The following is a 19,330-nucleotide window of genomic DNA, read 5'->3' on the forward strand; positions in this document are numbered from 1 at the left end:
CAAGGTGACTGACATAAGCGACATAAGCGACTGCGCGTCGCACTTTGCGGCCGGCGATGCTCACCGTACTCAAGTACGGTTGCGCTTCTCGGCCACAAATCGCTGCCGCTCGCTACGCTTCTGTCAGGCACCCGACACAAAAATGTTAAACTAACAACAGCGACGACGACGCACAAGCAGTAATGAAAAACAGGACAAGGCGTACGCCATGAAACAACTGGTGCTCGATTTAGGCACAGACCAGGCGCACAGCCTCGATACCTTCGAGGTGGGACAGAATGCCGAAGTGGCGCAGCTGATGCGCCAGTTCGCCGCGCGCACGTCGCGCGAACATTTTGCCTACCTGTGGGGCGAACTGGCCGCCGGCAAGAGCCACCTGCTCAAGGCCCTGGCCAGCACCGAGCGCGCGCGCTACATTTCGCCGTTCTCGATCGAGTCCGAATTCGTGTATTCGCCCGACGTGGATCTGTACCTGCTCGACGACTGCGAAAAACTGTCGCCGCTGGCGCAGATCGACGCCTTTGCCCTGTTCAATGAGATCCGCGCCAACAAGGCGTTCATGGTGTGCAGCGGCGCCGTGCCGCCGGCCGTGCTGCCCGTGCGCGAAGACTTGCGCACGCGCATGGGCTGGGGCCTGATCTACCAGATCCACGGCTTGACGGACGATGAAAAAATCGCCGCCCTGACCCAGGCGGCCACCACCCGCGGCTTGACCTTGTCGCCGGGCGTGTTACCCTATCTGCTGTCCCATTTCCGGCGCGACATGCGTTCGCTGTCGACGATGCTGGACTCTCTCGACCTCTACTCCCTGGAAACCCAACGCCCGATCACCTTGCCATTGTTGCGCGAGTTGCTGCAGGCGGAAGCGAAAGAATGATGAATCTGGCCCTGTTTGACCTCGACCACACCCTGCTGCCCATCGACTCGGATCACGAGTGGGGCGAATTCCTGGTACGCATCGGTGCCGTGGACGCCGCCGAATTCACCCGCCGCAACGACGAATTTTTCGCGCAATACCAGGCCGGCACGCTCGATCCGGTGGAATACCTGGAATTTTCGCTCGGCACCCTGGCGCAATTCCCGCGCGAACGCCTCGAAGCGCTGCACCGCCAATTCATGGCCGAAGTGGTCTTGCCGGCCATCCGCCCGGAAGTCGTTGCCCTGCTGAAACAGCACCAGGACGCAGGCGATTTGCTGGCCATCGTCACGGCCACCAACCATTTCATCACCAAACCCATCGCCGATGCGCTCGGCGTCGAGCACCTGCTGGCTGCCATGCCCGAATATGACGACGCAGGCAATGTCACGGGCAAGCTGCTGGGCACGCCGACCTTGGGCGCGGGCAAGCTGACCCACACCCACGCCTGGCTGGAAAAGATGGGAAAGGAACTGGGGCAGTTCGAGCGCAGCTATTTTTACAGCGATTCGCACAACGATATTCCCTTGCTGTCGGTCGTGACCCACCCGGTCGCGACCAATCCCAACACCGCTTTGAGCGCACACGCATCCCTCCACGGCTGGCCATCACTCCACTTATTCAATGATTAAAAAATTCATCCGCAAGATCCTCGGCGTTAAAAAAGAGGCAGCGCGCGACACCACGGCACCCATCGTGCTCGGTCCTGCGCAACACGGAATCGATCCGAAACTGGTATCGTCGAATGCCATCCGCGTCACCAGCAGCCTGCAGGAAGCGGGCTTCGAGGCCTTTGTCGTCGGCGGCGCCGTGCGCGACCTGCTGCTGGGCGTCAAACCCAAAGACTTCGACATCGCCACCAACGCCACGCCGGAACAGGTCAAGCGCTTGTTCCGCCGCGCCTTCATCATCGGCAAGCGCTTCCAGATCGTGCACGTGATGTTCGGCCAGGATTTGCTGGAAGTGACGACCTTCCGCGGCGCCGGCGCCGATTCCGCGCCCAAGGATGAACATGGCCGCGTCCTGCGCGACAACACCTTCGGTTTGCAGCATGAAGACGCGCTGCGCCGCGACTTCACCATCAACGCCATGTACTACAACCCGGCCACGCAGGAAGTGCTCGATTACCACGGCGGCGTGGAAGACATCCGCGCCAAGACTTTGCGCATGATCGGCAAGCCGGAAGAGCGCTATCGCGAAGACCCCGTGCGCATGCTGCGCGTGGTGCGCTTCGCCGCCAAGCTGAAATTCACCATCGAGCCGCACACGGCCGCGCCGATTCCCGTCATGGCACCGCTGATCAACAACGTGCCGGCGCCGCGCGTATTTGACGAAATGCTGAAACTGCTGATGAGCGGCCACGCGCTGGCCTGCCTGCAGCAGCTGCGCAAGGAAGGCTTGCATCACGGCCTGCTGCCGCTGCTCGACGTGGTGCTGGAACAGCCGCTGGGCGCGAAATTCGTCACCCTGGCGCTGGACGCCACGGACCAGCGCATCGCCGCCGGCAAGACCGTCTCGCCGGGCTTCCTGTTTGCCTCGCTGCTGTGGCACCAGGTGCTGGAAAAATGGACGGCCTACCGCGCCGCCGGCGAGTCGACCATCCCCGCGCTGCACCTGGCGGCCGACGACGTGCTCGATTCGCAGACGGAAAAACTGGCCTTGCAGCGCAAGATCGGTTCCGACATGCGCGACATCTGGTCGATGCAGCCCCGCTTCGAGCGCCGGGTCGGCAAGGCGCCGTACAAACTGCTCGAGCACCTGCGCTTCCGCGCCGGCTACGACTTCCTGCTGCTGCGCTGCGCCTCGGGCGAGATCGACGCGGACATCGGCGAATGGTGGACGGCCTTTTATGAAGGCGACGAGGAAACGCGCGAAGCGCTGCTCGTCAGCGCCAATGCCGCGCCGGGCGCCGTCAAGAAGAAGCGCCCGCCGCGCCGCAGCACGCGCAGCAAAACGGGCGGCGGCACCACCACCGGCAGCAGCAGCGGCGAATAATGTCAGTGATCGCTTACATCGGCATCGGGGCCAACCTGGGCGACGCGCGCGCCAACGTGCAGGAGGCGATCGCGCGTCTGGCGCGCCTGCCCGGCGCCAGCTTGCTGGACGCCTCGGCAAGCTACCGCACGGCACCCATCGATTCCAGCGGCGACGACTACATCAACGCCGTGGCGCGCATCGCGACCACCCTGCCGGCGGAGGAACTGCTGCTGGCCCTGCACGCCATCGAGGCGGCGCACGGGCGCGAACGGCCCTACCGCAACGCCCCGCGCACCCTGGACCTCGACTTGCTGCTGTATGGCGATGCACAGATCGCCAGCACCACCCTGACGGTACCGCATCCGCGCCTCACCGAGCGCGCCTTCGTGCTGGTGCCGCTGCTGGCCCTGGCGCCGGCCATCGCCGTGCCCGGCCTCGGCCCGGCGCAAGGCTACCTGGCGGGCGTGGCGGACCAGGCCATCAGCCAACTCTGAGCGCCACGCGGCATTGCTCTACAATGCCGCCCCTGCACGCCGCCCTATAAAGTACTACACTAGCGGCGTCGCAATAGCATCACCCCCCTTTCACTCTAGAGAATACCTATGTCCGCTTATTTGCAAGGAACAGATCTGGCCGCAAAAGACAAGGCCGCCACACCGGCGCCGGCGCCATCCAAGCCTGTCGCCAACAAGGCCGTGACCATCCATACCCTGGCCACGTTGCGCGCCGCCGGCGAAAAGATCTCCATGCTGACCTGCTATGACGCCAGCTTCGCGTCGCTGATGGACCGCTGCGGCGTGGAGATCCTGCTGATCGGCGATTCGCTCGGCATGGTCTGCAACGGCCTGAACTCCACCCTGCCCGTCACCGTGGCCGAACTGGCTTACCACACGGCTTCCGTCGCGCGCGGCAGCAAGTCGGCCATGATCCTGTCCGACCTGCCGTTCGGCGCGTACGGCACGCCTGAAACGGCTTACGCCAACGCCGTCATCCTGATGCAGGCGGGCGCGCACATGATCAAGATCGAAGGCGGCGCCTGGCTGGCCGAGACCGTCCGTTTCCTCACCGAGCGCGGCATCCCCATCTGCGCCCACATCGGCCTGACGCCGCAATTCGTGCACCAGCTGGGCGGCTATAAGGTGCAGGGCAAGAGCACGGAAAGCGCCGCCGAGCTGAAAAACGACGCACTGGTGCTGCAAAACGCGGGCGCCGCCATCGTGCTGATGGAAGCCATGCCGTCGCAGCTGGGCAAGGAAGTGACCGCCATGCTGACGATTCCCACCATCGGCATCGGCGCCGGCCCAGACTGCTCGGGCCAGGTCCTCGTCATGCACGACATGCTGGGTGTCTTCCCAGGCCGCAAGGCGCGCTTCGTGCGCAACTTCATGGAAGGCGCGGCCAGCATCGACGACGCCGTCACCGGCTACGTCAAAGCCGTCAAGGATGGCAGCTTCCCGGCGCTGGAACACTGCTTCTGATGTAGTCTATTGAGGCGATATCGCCCCGGTACTCGCCGGGGCGATTTTTTTTTCGCGCAGCGTTTCTGTCCGTACAAAGGCCACCTCCAGGCCAAAGAATTGCCCGATACGGTTCAGCGTCTGGATGGTCGGGTTGCCCTTGCCGCTCTCGATCTCCTTGATAACCTTCGTGCTCACGCCCCGATGCGTCGCAAACTCTGCCTGCGTCATGCGCGAGATGGCGCGCATTTCCTTGACGGCATGCTGTAGCGTGACGGCTCCTGCTTCAATGGCTTCGTAAAGCACTGCCCTGCGCTGCCGCAACTCTTCCTTGTCAACGGTCTTCTTTGTACGCGCCATGTCAGTGCTCTCCCAATGCCTTGAGCTGTTCGATCTGCCCGGCGATATGTGGCCGGAGGAAAGCAATGATGTCATCATCCACGCCAGCCTCCTGCATATGCTGTTCCAGCGCAACCAGGTGCCGGGAAAATCCGTATAGCGCGAGGCGGATCTGCTGGCGCTCCACGTCCGGCATGCCGATCGTAGCCAGTATCGTCGTCCAGTCATGCAGCTCGTTTTTGGTATCCGGATGATACCAGCGCGCCGCGCGTGGTATGCCATCCGGGTCCAGGTACATCGGTGCAAAATCGAACAGCGGCGTGAGGCGCACCTCGGCACCAAGTTGCTGCACCGCCGTATTGCGTGCGTGATTATCGGTATTGCGCATGGCCAGGTTCAAGATATCGCGTTTGAGAAATTCGATGGTTTCCGCAGTCTTGTCGCTGACGACGGCGCGCAGCGCCTGCAATAGGTCGAACTGGCTGGGCGTGGCTTCAAAGCCAACGATACCTGCCAGCGAAGCGGCGCTTTCCTGATGCAGTCGCAGCACTTTTCCATCGAGGATGCGGCGGTCAAAACGGGGAATGAACAAAGTATCGTCCTGGTAGCGCAACTGGCCTTCGGTGCGCAAGCCCACCGCGCGCGCCACAGTCATGTATGCGGCCTCATTCCGCAATACCTTGGCGTCGCTGGCGGTCTTTCCGCGCGGACGCTTGACGATGAAATGGGCAGCCGCGTCCTGGTCCGCCAGGGCTCCATCGGCATGCCAGAGACCGGCATGGTCAGTGGTCAGCAGATATTTCGGCGCCGCTCCTTGCACCCCCAGACTGCCGGCGGCCAGCATGCCATGCATCAGCATGCGCTCATTGAACGCATCGCCGCGACCTATGATCTCATCCAGTGAAAAACCGGTCAGCGGCTTGCCCTTGTCATGGCGATTCATATGTTGTGCGTAGTACTGCACGGCCTCGGCAATGCGCACGCGCCCGACGGGATTGAACGCGCCGGCGCACATCAGCGGAAAATCGGCAGCCGGACCATCGGCCAGTTGCAGCTGCCCAAGCAGATATGTCCGTCCGCTTCCCTGGGGAATCAGGTCAAAGATAAAGGCTGGCCATTGCGCCAGCTTCTGCATCTCTGCCGTGACGGGAAAACGCAGCGAGACAGGCCCACTCTCAAGATTGAAGAAGGCATAATCGAGGTCATACTCGAACAGGGCAGCGGTACGTGGATTGCCGCCTGCAGGCTCAAGCAAAGTCAGCGATGCGCAATCGTGCCACGCATCATCATGAAAAATTTGAAAATGGCATTGCATGGCGGCTCCAATTGGATCTTATAGTAGCTAATTGTGTTCAGTTTATCCTTAAATTAGCACTTATACGATCCAAATTTTAGCAAGTGCAGCGCCATGAAAAATTTAATAGTACCTAAATGGACTATTTTAAGCCGAAAACACTCTTAATTAGCCCTTTTAAGTACCCTTATAGAAATTATCCCACCTGTATCCACGTCGTCTTCAGCTCCGTGTACTTGTCCAGCGCATGCAGCGACTTGTCGCGCCCGTTGCCCGACTGCTTGTAGCCGCCGAACGGCACGGTAATGTCGTCGCCATCGTACTGGTTGACGTGCACGGTGCCCGCGCGCAGGGCGCGCGACGTCTGGATGGCCTTGCTGATGTCCGAGGTCCACACGGCCGCCTGCAAGCCGTAGGGCGTGGCGTTGGCCTGTTGGATGGCTTCGGCGATATCCGTAAAGCCCAACACGGACAGGACGGGTCCGAAGATCTCTTCGCGCGCGATCGTCATGCCGGCGTCCACGCCGAAGATGGTCGGCTGCACGTAGTAGCCGCCCGTATCAAGGCGCACGGCCTCGCCGCCGCCCAGCAATTGCGCGCCTTCGTTCTTGCCGGACGCGATATAGCCCATCACTGTTTGCATCTGCGTGGCGTCGACGATGGCGCCCATGACGGTGGCTTCATCGAGCGGATCGCCCGGCTGGAAGCGGGGCAGCATGGCCAGCGCCTTGGCGAGGAATTCTTCCTTGATCGATTCTTCCACGAACAGGCGCGAAGGCGCATTGCAGCTTTCGCCCTGGTTGAAGAAGATGGAGCCGACGGCGGCCGCCACGGCCTTGTCCAGGTCCGGACAATCGGCGCACACGATGTTGGCGGACTTGCCGCCCAGTTCCGTCCACGCCCGTTTCAGGTTCGACTGGCCCGCCATCTGCACGATCAGTTTCCCCGTGCGCGTGGACCCCGTAAAGCCGATGCAATCGACATCCATGTGCAGCGCCAGCGCGGCACCGGCCTCGTTGCCGTAGCCGGGCAGCACGTTGAAGACGCCCGCCGGCACGCCCGCTTCCAGCGCGATGTCGGCCAGGCGCAGGGCCGTCAGCGGCGATTTTTCCGACGGCTTCAAGATCACGCTGTTGCCGGCCGCGAGGGCGGGCGCGATCTTCCAGGCAGCCATGATCATCGGGTAATTCCACGGCACGATGGCGGCGACGACGCCCACCGGTTCGCGCGTGATCAGGGCCAGGCTGTTGGCGGGCGTCGGGGCGATTTCATCGTAGACCTTGTCGATCGCCTCGCCATACCAGCGCAGGCAGTTGGCCGTGGCGCCCACATCCACGCTCTGGCTGTACTTGATCGGTTTACCCATGTCCAGGGTTTCCAGCAGGGCCAGTTCGGGACCGTATTTCTGCACCAGGTCGGCGAACTTGATCAATATCCGCTTGCGCTGCGCCGGCGATTTACCGGCCCAGCGGCGGTCGTCAAAGGCGGCGCGCGCGGCCTGCACGGCCGCCTCCACGTCGGCGTCGTCGCAGCGGGCCACTTGCCCCAGCTGACGCCCGTCGATGGGCGACAGATTGTCGAAAGTCCGGCCTGACCTGGCCGCGACCCGTTCGCCGTTGATGAAGGCGCGGCCATCGATCTTGATCTCTGCGGCCCGTGCATGCCAGCTGGTGTTTTCCGTCATGGTCGTCTCCTGTGTCAGTTTACAAGCAGCTTACTCCTGGTCCGCCGAATACGCCGCAGACATCTGCTTGCGGCGTCTGCGGTCGGCGCGCGCCAGCATCACGGCATACACGATCACGGCAATCGTCACGACGAGAATGGTCAGCGCGGCGATGGCATTGACGCGCGGGTCGAGCCCCAGGCGCGCGCGCGAGAAGATCACCAGCGGCATCGTCGTCGAACCGGGGCCGGACAGGAAAGCGGAGAGCACCACGTCGTCCAGCGACAAGGTAAACGTCAGCAGCCAGCTTGATGCCAGTGCCTGCGTGATGTTCGGCAGGGTCACGAGGAAGAATACCTGGTGCGCGCGGCAGCCGAGGTCCATGGCCGCTTCGGCCAGCGACTTGCTCATTTCCTGCAGGCGCGATTGCACCACCACGGCCGCATACGCCATGCCCAGCAGGGTGTGGCCGAGCCAGATGGTCAGCACGCCCCGCTCGGGGAAACCGAAGACCTTTTGCATGGACACCAGCATCAGCAGCAGGGACAGGCCGATGATCACTTCCGGCATCACCAAGGGCGCGCTGACCATGGCGGAAAACACCGTGCGGCCGCGGAAGCGCTGGTAACTGCTCAAGGCAAAGGCGGCAAAGGTGCCGAGGATGACGGACGACGTGGCCGACATGAAGGCGATCTTCAGGGATAAACCGAAGCCCGAGATGATTTCCGCATCGCTCATCAACTCGCTGTACCAGCGCAGCGAGAAGCCGCTCCACACCATGTCCTGGCGCGAGCTGTTGAACGAGAAGACGATCAGCACGATGATGGGCAGGTAGAGGAACAGGTAGCCCAGCGAGAGCCAGCCGCGCCCGAACCAGCGCTGCAGGAAGGTACGTCCGTTCATGTGCGCTCCTCCGCGTCCTGGTCGGTCTTGTATTTGTTAAAAATGGCCATCGGCACGAGGATCAGCAGGATCACCAGCACCGTCACCGACGAAGCCATGGCCCAGTCGTTATTCGTGAAATACTCATCCCACAGCACCCGGCCGATCATCAGGGTTTCCGGGCCGCCCAGCAGCTCGGGAATCACGTATTCACCCACGGACGGAATGAACACCAGCATGGCGCCGGCGATGATGCCCGACTTCGACAGGGGCACGGTGATGCGCCAGAACGCCTGCAAGGGCGTGGCGCCCAGGTCGGCCGCCGCTTCCAGATAACGCACGTCCATTTTCACCAGGTTCGCGTACAGGGGCAGGATCATGAACGGCAGATAGGCATACACCATGCCGACGACCAACGAAAACGAGGTGTTCATCATATGCAGCGGTTCCTGCACCACGCCCAGCGCGATCAAGAGATCGTTGAGCAAGCCGTGATTGGCCAGGATGCCCTTCCACGCATACACGCGCAGCAGGAACGAGGTCCAGAACGGCAGCATCACCAGCATCATCAGCACGGGGCGGATGGCCGGCCTGGCGCGCGCCATGAAGTAGGCGAACGGGTAGCCGATGAACAGGCAAATGGCCGTGGTGATGGCCGCGTACTTGATGGAACTGAGGTAGGTGAGCAGATACAGTTCATCGGCGGCGATGAACAGATAGTTGGCGATTTTGACCTTCAGCACGACGATGCCGTCGACGTACGACAGCAAGCCGCCGAACGGACTGCCCGCCGTGTCCATGTCGGACAGGCTGATGCGCAGCACGATCAGGAACGGTACCAAAAAGGCGGCCGTCAGGAACAGCGCGGGCACGGCGATGACGGCGTTGCGCCCAGTGACCCAACGCAGGGTGACGAGCTTGCGCAGCGATTGCAAAATGGACGTCATGGTGGCCTCAGCTGGTCAGCACGACGATGTCGGCGCCGTCCCACCACACCCACACGCGCTGTTCGCGCTCGAGGCGCGCGGCGTCGTGGCGGGCCGCGTTGGTGCGCGAGACTTTCACCACCGTGCCGCTGTCGAGGCGCACGTGGTAGCTCGTTTCATTGCCAAAATACGCCATGGCGACGATCACGCCCTGGGCGCAGTTGTAGCCGTGTTCCTTTGGTGAAGCCCGCTCTTCCAAGGCGGGCGGTTCGGTCTGGATGCCGATCTTTTCGGGGCGCACTGCCACCGACACATCCATGCCCAGGTTGCCCGTGATGCCATGCGCGACATAGTGCCGGCCGTCGGGCGTGTCGATGACCACGTGATCGGGTTCGTCTTCCGTGATGCGGCCGTCGAACAGATTGACGCTGCCGATGAAGTCGGCGACGAAGCGGCAATTCGGCGTCTCGTAGATTTCACCGGGCGCGCCCACCTGCAGGATGCGCCCTTCGCTCATGACGGCGATGCGCGTGGCCATGCTCATGGCCTCGTCCTGGTCGTGCGTGACCATCACGCACGTCACGCCCACCTGCTCGATGATGTTGACCAGTTCCATCTGCGTGCGTTCGCGCAGTTTCTTGTCGAGCGCGCCCAGCGGCTCGTCGAGCAGCAGCAATTGCGGACGCTTGGCCAGGCTGCGCGCCAGCGCCACGCGCTGCTGCTGGCCGCCCGACAGCTGGTGCGGCTTGCGCTTCGCGTATTGGCCCAGCTGCACCAGCGCCAGCATCTGTTCGACCCGCGCCGCCACTTCCGCTTTCGGCAAGCCGTCGCGGCGCAGGCCGAAAGCGATGTTGTCCCACACGGACAGGTGGGGAAACAGCGCGTACGACTGGAACATCATGTTGATGGGCCGCTGGTGCGGCGGCACGTCGACGATGCTGTTGCCCGCCAGGGCGATGCGCCCCGAGGTCGGCGTCTCGAAACCGGCCAGCATGCGCAGCAGGGTCGACTTGCCGCAACCTGAACTGCCCAGCAGGGCAAAGATCTCGCCCTTGTTGATCGTCACGGAAATGCCATCGACGGCGCGCACGCCATCGAATTCCTTGACCAGCTGATCAATCAGCAAGAAAGGCGCTTGGGCGTCGCTGGCCGACGCGGCAGGTGTTGCTATCGTCATGTGTGGGTAGCTTCTGGGTAAGAGGGTGTCAAAATGAAAAACTGGCCACTACAGGAGCGGCCAGGATGGAAGTTTAGCGGAACTGCCGCCTTTGCGGTCCAAAAAATGCATAGATGCTGCTTATTTGGGTAAAAACCCAACGGCAAAGACTGGGGTCAGACCCGGCGGGTCTGACCCCAGTATTTAAGCCAGCTCAGAGCTAAACCCAGCCCTTCGCTTTCACGTCCGCATACGTCTTGTCCAGGCACAGCCGTATCAGCGCCACCATCTCATCGATCTGCGCGCGCGTCATGACCAGGGGCGGGGCGACGATCATGCGCTCGCCCACGGCGCGCATGATGACGCCGTTGTCGAACATGTGGCCGCGGCAGATCATGCCCACGCCCTGGTCCTCGTCGAACAGCTCGTTGTCGTGCACGGTGGTGCCCTTTTTACGCACCAGGTTCAGGCCCGCGACGAGGCCGCAGCTGTCCGCATAGCCGACCAGCGGATGCTCGCCAAGGCTGGCGAAGCACTGCTTCAGGTACGGTCCCGTGTCGTCGGCCACCTTGGCCACCAGCTGCTCTTCCTCGATGATGCGGATGTTTTCCAGCGCGGCCGCGCAGGCCACGGGGTGGCCCGAATACGTGAAACCGTGCGTGAATTCGCCGCCCCGCTCGATCAATACCTTGGCCACCCTGTCGCCCACCAGCACGCCGCCCAGGGGCACGTAGCCCGAGGTGACGCCCTTGGCAAAGGTGATCAGGTCGGGCTTGATGCCGAACAGCTCGGAGCCGAACCAGCGCCCCAGGCGGCCGAAGCCGCAGATGACTTCATCGGCGATGAGCAAGATGCCGTACTTGTCACAGATGCGCTGGACCTCGGGCCAGTAGGTCGATGGCGGGATGATGACGCCGCCGGCGCCCTGCACCGGTTCGCCGATGAAGGCGGCAACCTTGTCGGCGCCGATTTCGAGGATCTTGTCTTCCAGCCAGCCAGCCGCCTTCAGGCCGAAGGCTTCCGGAGACAAGCCGTGGCCCGACTCCAGGTAATTGGGCTGGCCGATATGCGCGATGCCCGGTATCGGCAAGCCGCCTTGCGCATGCATGCCGTCCATGCCTCCCAGCGACGCCCCCGCCACCGTGCTGCCGTGATACGCGTTGTGGCGGCTGATGATGGTGTGCCGCTCCTTGTAGCCGAGGATATCCCAGTAGCGGCGCACCATGCGCAAATTCGTGTCGTTGCCTTCCGAGCCGGAACTGGTGAAGAACACGTGCTGGAACTGCGGCGGCGATATCTGCGCCAGCTTGGCGGCCAGCTGCGCGGCCGGCACGTTCGTCGTGCCAAAGAAGCTGTTATAGAAGGGCAGCGTCTCCATCTGTTTGTACACGGCTTGCGAAATCGACGTGCGGCCATAGCCCACGTTCACGCACCACAGGCCCGACATGCCGTCGACGATCTTCTTGCCCTGGCTATCCCACAGGTAGACGCCGTCGCCGCGCACCATCACCCTGGCGCCCTTGCTTGCGAGGTCCTGGAAATCGGTGAACGGATGCAGGTAGTGGGCCGAGTCTATTTTCTGGATAGCGGCCGTGTCGTACACCTGCGGCGCCGCGTTCTTTTGCGCCACGGACGATACAAAAGCGGCGCTCGGCGCCAGCGGATTGTTGGATGTGCTCATGCGTGTTCCTTTTAAACGTGTAATAACAGGTGTTCGCGCTCCCACGGACTGATGACGGTCATGAATTCCTGGTGCTCGAGGTCCTTGATGGCCGCATACACGTCGATGAAGCGCTCGCCCAGCACCGTGCGCAGCTTGTCTTCCGCGCGCAGCAGCTGCAGGGCCTCGGGCAAGCCTTGCGGCAGCTCGAATTTCATGTCGTAGGCGCTGCCCACCATCATCGGCGTCGCTTCCAGCTGCTCCGTCATGCCCAGGTAGCCGCAGGCCAGGGTGACGGCCAGGGCCAGGTAGGGATTCGCGTCGGCGCCGATGATGCGGTTTTCCACGCGGCGGTCCTGCACGCCCGACTCGGGCACGCGGAAGCCCACCGTGCGGTTGTCCAGGCCCCACTGGATGTTGATCGGCGCGGCCGTGTGGCGCACGATGCGGCGGTAGGAATTCACGTAGGGCGCGACGATGGCCATGGCCGACGGCATGTAGCGCTGCAGGCCCGCGATGTAATGCTTGAAGATGGGCGCGGCCGAACCGTCCTCGTTGCTGAAGATGTTCAGGCCCGTCTTCGCATCGACGACGCTCTGGTGCACGTGCATGGCGGAACCCGGCTCGCCCGCCATGGGCTTGGCCATGAAGGTGGCGTACATATCGTGTTTTAAGGCCGCTTCGCGCAAGGTGCGCTTGAAGAAGAAGACCTTGTCGGCCAACCCCAGCGGATCGCCATGCAGGAAGTTGATTTCCATCTGACCCGCGCCGATTTCGTGGATCAGAGTATCGACGTCAAGGTTCATCAGTTCGCAGTAATCGTAGATATCCTCGAACAGCGGATCGAATTCGTTGACGGCGTCGATGCTGTACACCTGGCGGCTCGTCTCGGCCCGGCCGCTGCGCCCGATGGGCGGCTTCAATGGCAAGTCGGGGTCCGTGTTTTTCGCCGTCAGGTAGAACTCCAGCTCCGGCGCCACCACGGGTTTCCAGCCCTTGTCCGCATACAGTTTCAGCACGCGCCGCAGCACGGAGCGGGGAGCAAAATCGACCAGCGCGCCATCGGCAAAATAGCAGTCGTGGATGACTTGCGCGGTGGGGTCCGTAGCCCACGGCACCATGGTGATGGTGGTGGGATCGGCCTTTAAAATCATGTCGCGGTCGGTGCTGGAAATGGCGCGGTCATAGCCGCCATCGTCGACCGGGTAATTGCCCGTCACCGTCATGCCCAGTACCGCCTCCGGAATGCGCATGCCGCGTTCCTGGGTGAATTTCCCGCGCGGCAGGATCTTCCCCCGCGCCACGCCCGTCAAGTCGGGGACCAGGCATTCGATTTCCGTGACGCGCTTTTCATTGAGCCACAAATCCATATCCGTATAGGTGAAATTTTCGCGTATTGCCATGTTTCCCTCTCGCTGGTCTTGATCAAACACCGCGTACTGCGGGCGGTGCACCTGTCATTCTGTCTTTCTGTGCTGCTCCTGGTAATCGCGGCAAGCCTGGCCGAAGGCGCCGAACAGCCGCATGGACTGCGGATTGTCCTCGACCTGCCATTCCGGGTGCCATTGCACGGCCAGCGCAAAGCCGGCGGCGCTGGCCACCGTGTACGCTTCCACCAGGCCATCGTCGGCCAGCGCTTCCACCAGCAAGCCATCGGCCAGCCGGGCGATGCCCTGGCCATGCAGGGAATTGACCATCATTTCGTTCTCGCCGCCCAGCAACCGTGACAGCACGCCGTCGGGCATCAGCTTGATGCGGTGCGCGGGCGCATACTGGCGCGCCAGCGGATCGAGCACGTTCTCGCGGTGATCCATCATGCCCGGCACCGCCTGCACGGCCTGGTGCAGGCTGCCGCCCAGGGCCACGTTGACTTCCTGGAAGCCGCGGCAGATGGCCAGCAGCGGCAACTGCAACGTCAGTGCGGCGCGGATCAGGGGCAAGGTGGTGGCGTCGCGCGCGGGGTCCTGCGGCAGGTCGGGATGCAGGATCTCTTCGCCATACAGGCGCGCATCGACGTTCGAGGCGGAACCGGTCAGCATGACGCCGTCGGCGATCCGCAGCACCGCTTCCAGGTCGGCTTCAGCGCCCAGGGCCGGCAGCAGCAGCGGCATGCAGCCGGCGCCGCGCAGCACGGCGTGCAGGTATTTGTCCTGCGCCATGTGCCAGGCATGGCTGCCCAGCTGGCGCTGGCAGGCGGGAACGAGAACGATGGGATGGCGCATGGTGCTACCTCGCTGGCGTGACGATCCAATGACAGCGCCATGACAGCGCTGCCGCTCGCTTCACTGTACAGCAGAGCCGGTAGAGTCGGCCACACCGATGGACGTGGCCACTGGCGGCGCACATCGCCTACACTACGGCTTTGCAATATTGCCTTTATTAAAAGCATCATATGCCCGTCCGGCGCCAAACACCAGCGCCGCAGGCACAGTTGCCTACTTTCCCATGCATCCACACCGTTTTCCCGCCATTCCGAATAACTTTTCCCCCTTGCGGGGGCAGCCATGAAGACCATGCCGTGGCGCGACTTCTTCGCCCTCGTGGTCAGCATCGGCGTGGTCGGCCTGGGCCTGGGCGCGACCATGCCGTTGACGGCGCTGACCCTGCACCAGCGCGGCGTGGGCACGGACATCATCGGCATGATCACGGCCGTCAGCGCCCTCGGCATCCTGGCCGCCTCGCCGTTCGTCTCGGGCTGGGTGGGGCGTTTCGGCGCGCGCGCCACCATGCTGGGCGCCGTCTGGGTGGCCTCGCTGGCGACGATCGCCATGCAGTTCAGCGACCACCTGCTGGCGTGGTGCGTGCTGCGCTTCCTGTTCGGCGGCGCCATGGGCGTGCTGTTTACCATCGGCGAAGCGTGGGTCAACCGCCTGGCGCCCGACAATTCGCGCGGCCGCGTAGTGGCCATGTACACCACCAGTTTTACCTTCTTCCAGCTGATCGGCCCCGCCCTCGTGGCCCTCTTCAACGACAAGATTGCGTGGAGCTTCGCCGCCTGCGGCCTGCTGTTTCTGCTGGCCGTGCCGGGCCTGATGCTGATCTCGAACAGCGGCCCGGAAAAGGAACCGCAAGAACACGGCGTGCAGTGGACCCTGATCCTGCCGCGCATGCCGATGATCGTGCTCGGTGCCGCCTTCTTCGCCCTGTTCGACACGCTGGCATTGAGTCTCCTGCCCCTGTATGCGATGGAGCACGGCATCGGCACGGACCTGGCCCTGCTGTCGGCCACCGTGGTGCTGGTGGGCGACACGGGCCTGCAATTCGCGCTGGGCTGGATGGCCGACCGCTTCGGCCGCGCCAGGGTGCACGCGGGCTGCGGCGTGGCCGTCTGCCTGCTGCTGCCGCTGCTGCCGTTTGCCGTCGGCACGCCATGGCTGTGGTGGACCTTGCTGCTGTTGCTGGGCGCGGCGGCGGGCGGCATCTACATGCTGGCGCTGGTGGCCTGCGGCGAGCGTTTCACGGGGCTGTCGCTGACCAGCGCCAGCGCCATCGTCAACGCCACCTGGGGTATCACGAGCGGCGGCGGTCCCCTGCTGACGGGCGTCCTGATGCAATCGGCGGGCGTAAACGCCCTGCCGGCCGTGATGTGGGTGTGCGCCGCCATTTTCGTCGGCAGCGCCGTGTGGGAGCGCAGGAAAGGGATCGTGTAACGCGCTATTTCTTTTCCAGCCGCTGCCGCAGCTCCTCGGCCACCGGGTAGTCGGGATACGCCTGCCGGAACGCCGTCCACTCCTCGTGCGCCAGGGCACCCTCGCCCGCCTTGAGCTGGGCGTCGATCTTCACCAGCCACACGCCAGCGTCGAGTTTTGCGGGCGGCGGCAGCGGCGCGGAGCGGGCCGCGACGGGAGCGGGCATGGCCAGCGCGCGCTGCACCGGCGCCTGACGCTGCAGGCCGGCCTCCGCCTGCATGGCGGCTTGCTGCTCGATTGCCGCAGCAGACGCCGGTGGTGGCGGCGGCGCAGGAGGAGCCACGGCTACGGTCGCCGCCAGCGGAGGTGCTGACGGCACGGCTGCTACCGGCTCGGCCTGCATCGGCGGCCTCGGTGCCGCCTTGGCCATGGCGCGCGGTGCCGGTGCCGGCGGCGGCGCGGACTCCGTCGCAGGTGCAGCGGCCGGTGCGGCTTCCCGCATCACCTCCTGCGTGACCGGTTCCCCGACCACGGGAAACTGCGCCGGCTTCGAGCCGAACCAGTCCACGCCGATCAGGTTTACCGTCAGCAGCACGGCAGCGGCCAGCCCCAGCGGAACGCGCCAGCGCTGCAGGTAGTCCGGTGATTTCTTGGCCGGCAGAGTGCGCAGCACGCCATCGGCGCTGTCATTGGCCGCTGCCGGCTGGTGCAAGGCTGTTTCCGCGTCGGCCAGGATGGCCGCATCGAGCGCGCTGGAAGGCGCCGGCTGCGGCAGGCTGGCCAGCAGCGCGGTCAATTCCTCGTCATTCGGTTCGTCGTGATTGTGCGTATTCATGCCTGTCCTCCCGCGCCAGCGGCGCTGTCCAAGCCCGCGCGCAATTTCTGCATGGCGTAGCGCAGCCGGCTCTTGACGGTTTCCGCTTCCGCCCCCGTCACCGCGGCGATCTCGAGGATGCTCATGCCGCTGAACTGCTGCAGCACCAGCGCTTCCTTCTGTTCCGCCGGCAGCGCAGCGATGGCCGCATGCAGCCGCGCGTGCTGCTGTTTCTGCTCCAGCGATTGCGGCGGCGATGCGCCCTCGTCCGCCAGTTCGCCCGTTTCCTCCTGTTCCTGCCCTTCCCGCTGGCGCAGGATGTCGATCAGGCGGTTGCGCGCGATCTGGTACAGATAGGTGCGGAACGCCGCCTGCGGCTGGTAGCCGGCGCGCGCCGCATGCAGGCTGGCCCACGCATCCTGCACGATCTCGTCCACCCACGCGCGGCGCGGCGAACGCCAGGCCACGAAGCGGTACAGGCCATGGCTGTGGCGCCGGTACAGCTCGCGAAACGACGGCAGGTCGCCGGCGCTGTAGCGCAGCATCAGGTCTTCATCCGTCGCGGTCAATAAAGTGTCGGGCATGCGGACCAGTGTAGCCGAACTACGCGGAAGCGACAATTTCCCCGCGCCTTCAGCGCAAAGAGGAGGCATTGGGCGCATAGCTGACGCGGCGCACTTCGCGGATCTGTCCCTCCTTGAGCGCCCCTTCCACCAGTTCATAGCCGAGCAAGGCGAAGACCCGGCCCTGCAGGAACAGCGGGCGCGCATTGCCGTACCAGTCCACGCACGATGCGCGGCAGCCATCGTCCGGTGCCGGACCGGGCCGCGCCGCCAGCGCGCCCAGTTCAGTCAACTGCAGGCTGCTGTTGCGCAGGTACAGGACGGAGGCGGCTGGCTTGTTGAGGCCAGGCCGCTCGTCCGCGCCCAGGATGGGCAGGCCGATCAGGCCCTCGCCGGCCGTTTGCGGCTTGTAGAAAAAGCCGTGGCTGCGCGACTCGCCCTGCGCCGCGTCGGCGCGGATGTAGCGCGTGGCGACCGCCGCCTGGCCCGCCAGGCCGATGGTGCTGAAGTGCAGATCCCTGCCCTGCGCGCCGATCACCAGGGCGTCATTGCCCAGCGCCTCGATGCGCTCCACGCCGTGCGGCAGGGACAAGGCTTGCACGCTGCCCGCATCGGCCCAGCGCACGGCATACAGGGGCTGGCGCGGCCAGGCCTGATCTGCCTTGCGGCGTCCGGGATTGCCCGGATTGCCGTACAACAGATACGGCCCCACGTAGCGGTTCTGCAGGCCGTAGCCGCCACCGCCGGGCAGCGGATGGTAGCTGCCGGCCGGCGCACTGTCACGGCCATCGGAAAACGTGGCCAATGGCACGCGCAGCAGGGCCATGTCGCCCCGACCCCGCGCGCCATCCCACATCGCGTCGCCCTGGCCCTCGGCGCGCAGCAGGACGTTCAGGTGGCCATCCATGCTTTCCAGGAACGAGAACTGGTCGACGGGCGCGCCAGCCACCTTCAGGGCGCTGGGCGCCGAGCCGTCAAGGGGAATGCGGAACACGCCCGAGTCGCTGCCCCGGCGCGTGGTCCACACGAAAACGGATTCGCCCGAGACATAAAAAACGCGCCCCTGCGGCCCCATCACGGCCGTCGCTTCGCAGCGCATGTCGCGCTGCGCCAGGTCGCACACGGTGACCGTATGCAGGGTCAGACCAAAGCCCGGTTCGGGTTCTTCATCGGTGCGGTAGATGCGCGTGGCCGGGGCGATGCGCTTGAAGTCGGACGGTACGGCGTCGGGACGCCAGCGGCGCAGCGCAGGAAAGCCGCCGAACGGGTCGCCCCGGCGCAGGTTCAGCGACAGGGGTGAATAGAACACCAGCTTGCTGCCGATCAGGCGGCTGGCGTAATTGCGCGACGAATAATAATCGTTGGAGCGCAAATGATACGTGGCGCGGTAGGCCAGCTTGCCGTCCGCCGCGATGTCGAACAGGCCGATCTCCGTGCCGCCACGGCTGTAGCTGTAGCCGATCACCACCACCGTGTCGCCATCGATCAGCATTTCGTCATACCAGCTGCCCGACGGGTCGCTGCCCGGCGCGAATGCATCGAGCGAGGCGACGGGCTGCAGGGCATTGCCGCCCACCTGCACGGTAAACAACTTGCCGCGCCGGAGCATCACCAGGTGCTTGCCGTGCAGCTTGACGATGCCGCCTTCGTCCACGCCCGCCGTCTGCACATTGGTGACGGATTCGGCCGCTTCTGCCGACGCCGCCGGCGCCGTTTTCGCCACCATCGGCGCTGGCGCTGGCGGCGGTGCGGGCGGCGCCGACATGGACTGCGCCGTGGCGCGCTGCAGTTTCTGCTGCTCCCGCAGCAAGGCCGCCTGGCGCGCCTGCAGTTGCTGCAGGTAGCTGCTCAAGGCCTGCTCGCTGGCGAACGGCGCCAGGGTCTTGCGCGGCGCCGTGCCGGCGGCATGGCTGCCTGCCGACAGCAGCAGGGACAGCATCAATATGATCTTGTGGGCGCTGGACATCGCTTCTGCTCCGGTTGATTGGGGTAATGACCATGAAACGGCATGCGCGGCGAAACGGGGTTAAAAAATGTCAACTATTTTTGAAGGC

The 19,330-nt window shown here is 64.2% G+C and carries 18 protein-coding genes; 6 read left to right on the forward strand and 12 right to left on the reverse strand.

The genetic code is table 11. The annotated features are described in order from the left end of the window. Positions 1 to 208: 208 nt before the first annotated feature. The 5 genes from hda to panB all read left to right on the forward strand — a co-directional run bounded on the left by hda (position 209) and on the right by panB (position 4,371). The gene (hda, locus tag JAB4_RS27485; RefSeq protein WP_058048421.1) at positions 209 to 877 is read left to right on the forward strand and encodes a DnaA regulatory inactivator Hda; all 669 of its coding nucleotides are present in this window, start codon (positions 209 to 211) and stop codon (positions 875 to 877) included. After that, positions 877 to 1,548: an HAD family hydrolase gene (locus JAB4_RS27490; protein WP_070220747.1), complete on the forward strand. Its 672-nt coding sequence runs from the start codon at positions 877 to 879 to the stop codon at positions 1,546 to 1,548. The genes hda and JAB4_RS27490 overlap by 1 nt, the downstream gene beginning before the upstream one ends. After that, on the forward strand, positions 1,541 to 2,911 hold the full coding sequence (gene pcnB, locus JAB4_RS27495) for a polynucleotide adenylyltransferase PcnB (RefSeq protein ID WP_070220407.1): 1,371 nt from the start codon (positions 1,541 to 1,543) through the stop codon (positions 2,909 to 2,911). Before JAB4_RS27490 ends, pcnB begins: the two co-directional genes overlap by 8 nt. Further along, on the forward strand, positions 2,911 to 3,387 hold the full coding sequence (folK, locus tag JAB4_RS27500; protein ID WP_070220409.1) for a 2-amino-4-hydroxy-6-hydroxymethyldihydropteridine diphosphokinase: 477 nt from the start codon (positions 2,911 to 2,913) through the stop codon (positions 3,385 to 3,387). Before pcnB ends, folK begins: the two co-directional genes overlap by 1 nt. Before the next feature lie 108 nt (positions 3,388 to 3,495). After that, on the forward strand, positions 3,496 to 4,371 hold the full coding sequence (gene panB, locus JAB4_RS27505; protein ID WP_175444712.1) for a 3-methyl-2-oxobutanoate hydroxymethyltransferase: 876 nt from the start codon (positions 3,496 to 3,498) through the stop codon (positions 4,369 to 4,371). Between the two features lie 6 nt (positions 4,372 to 4,377). Here the strand turns inward: panB and JAB4_RS27510 are convergent, their stop codons facing one another. The 9 genes from JAB4_RS27510 to JAB4_RS27550 all read right to left on the reverse strand — a co-directional run bounded on the left by JAB4_RS27510 (position 4,378) and on the right by JAB4_RS27550 (position 14,492). Beyond that, the gene (locus tag JAB4_RS27510; RefSeq protein ID WP_034746036.1) at positions 4,378 to 4,710 is read right to left on the reverse strand and encodes a helix-turn-helix domain-containing protein; all 333 of its coding nucleotides are present in this window, start codon (positions 4,708 to 4,710) and stop codon (positions 4,378 to 4,380) included. Between the two features lies 1 nt (position 4,711). Continuing rightward, entirely contained in the window at positions 4,712 to 6,004 is a 1,293-nt protein-coding gene (locus tag JAB4_RS27515) for a HipA domain-containing protein (protein WP_227742052.1), read from the reverse strand. Between the two features lie 175 nt (positions 6,005 to 6,179). Further along, positions 6,180 to 7,667: an aldehyde dehydrogenase gene (locus JAB4_RS27520; protein WP_070220413.1), complete on the reverse strand. Its 1,488-nt coding sequence runs from the start codon at positions 7,665 to 7,667 to the stop codon at positions 6,180 to 6,182. Between the two features lie 30 nt (positions 7,668 to 7,697). Continuing rightward, on the reverse strand, positions 7,698 to 8,549 hold the full coding sequence (locus tag JAB4_RS27525; RefSeq protein WP_070220415.1) for an ABC transporter permease subunit: 852 nt from the start codon (positions 8,547 to 8,549) through the stop codon (positions 7,698 to 7,700). Then, positions 8,546 to 9,475 (reverse strand): ABC transporter permease subunit, encoded by a 930-nt coding sequence (locus JAB4_RS27530; protein WP_070220417.1) that lies wholly within the window; start codon positions 9,473 to 9,475, stop codon positions 8,546 to 8,548. The genes JAB4_RS27525 and JAB4_RS27530 overlap by 4 nt, the downstream gene beginning before the upstream one ends. A gap of 7 nt (positions 9,476 to 9,482) precedes the next feature. Then, complete coding sequence (gene potA / locus JAB4_RS27535) at positions 9,483 to 10,631, reverse strand: polyamine ABC transporter ATP-binding protein (protein WP_070220419.1); 1,149 nt, start codon at positions 10,629 to 10,631, stop codon at positions 9,483 to 9,485. Positions 10,632 to 10,830: 199 nt separating this feature from the next. Then, the gene (locus tag JAB4_RS27540; RefSeq protein WP_070220421.1) at positions 10,831 to 12,291 is read right to left on the reverse strand and encodes an aspartate aminotransferase family protein; all 1,461 of its coding nucleotides are present in this window, start codon (positions 12,289 to 12,291) and stop codon (positions 10,831 to 10,833) included. 11 nt (positions 12,292 to 12,302) lie between these two features. Continuing rightward, positions 12,303 to 13,673, reverse strand: coding sequence for a glutamine synthetase family protein (locus JAB4_RS27545; protein WP_035822563.1), 1,371 nt, complete (start codon positions 13,671 to 13,673; stop codon positions 12,303 to 12,305). Between the two features lie 54 nt (positions 13,674 to 13,727). After that, entirely contained in the window at positions 13,728 to 14,492 is a 765-nt protein-coding gene (locus JAB4_RS27550; protein ID WP_070220423.1) for a gamma-glutamyl-gamma-aminobutyrate hydrolase family protein, read from the reverse strand. Between the two features lie 282 nt (positions 14,493 to 14,774). Here JAB4_RS27550 and JAB4_RS27555 point away from each other — a divergent pair, with 282 nt between their 5' ends. Next, positions 14,775 to 15,920 (forward strand): MFS transporter, encoded by a 1,146-nt coding sequence (locus JAB4_RS27555; RefSeq protein WP_070220425.1) that lies wholly within the window; start codon positions 14,775 to 14,777, stop codon positions 15,918 to 15,920. Positions 15,921 to 15,924: 4 nt separating this feature from the next. Here JAB4_RS27555 and JAB4_RS27560 read toward each other — a convergent pair whose 3' ends face one another. The 3 genes from JAB4_RS27560 to JAB4_RS27570 are packed head-to-tail and all read right to left on the reverse strand — an operon-like array spanning position 15,925 to position 19,242. After that, on the reverse strand, positions 15,925 to 16,734 hold the full coding sequence (locus JAB4_RS27560) for a hypothetical protein (RefSeq protein WP_070220428.1): 810 nt from the start codon (positions 16,732 to 16,734) through the stop codon (positions 15,925 to 15,927). Continuing rightward, complete coding sequence (locus JAB4_RS27565) at positions 16,731 to 17,297, reverse strand: sigma-70 family RNA polymerase sigma factor (protein WP_070220430.1); 567 nt, start codon at positions 17,295 to 17,297, stop codon at positions 16,731 to 16,733. The genes JAB4_RS27560 and JAB4_RS27565 overlap by 4 nt, the downstream gene beginning before the upstream one ends. 49 nt (positions 17,298 to 17,346) lie before the next feature. After that, on the reverse strand, positions 17,347 to 19,242 hold the full coding sequence (locus JAB4_RS27570) for a beta-propeller domain-containing protein (RefSeq protein ID WP_070220432.1): 1,896 nt from the start codon (positions 19,240 to 19,242) through the stop codon (positions 17,347 to 17,349). Positions 19,243 to 19,330: the final 88 nt, after the last annotated feature.

Origin of the sequence: Janthinobacterium sp. HH102 (assembly GCF_001758625.2) — a bacterium.
Classification (GTDB): Bacteria; Pseudomonadota; Gammaproteobacteria; order Burkholderiales; family Burkholderiaceae_D; genus Janthinobacterium.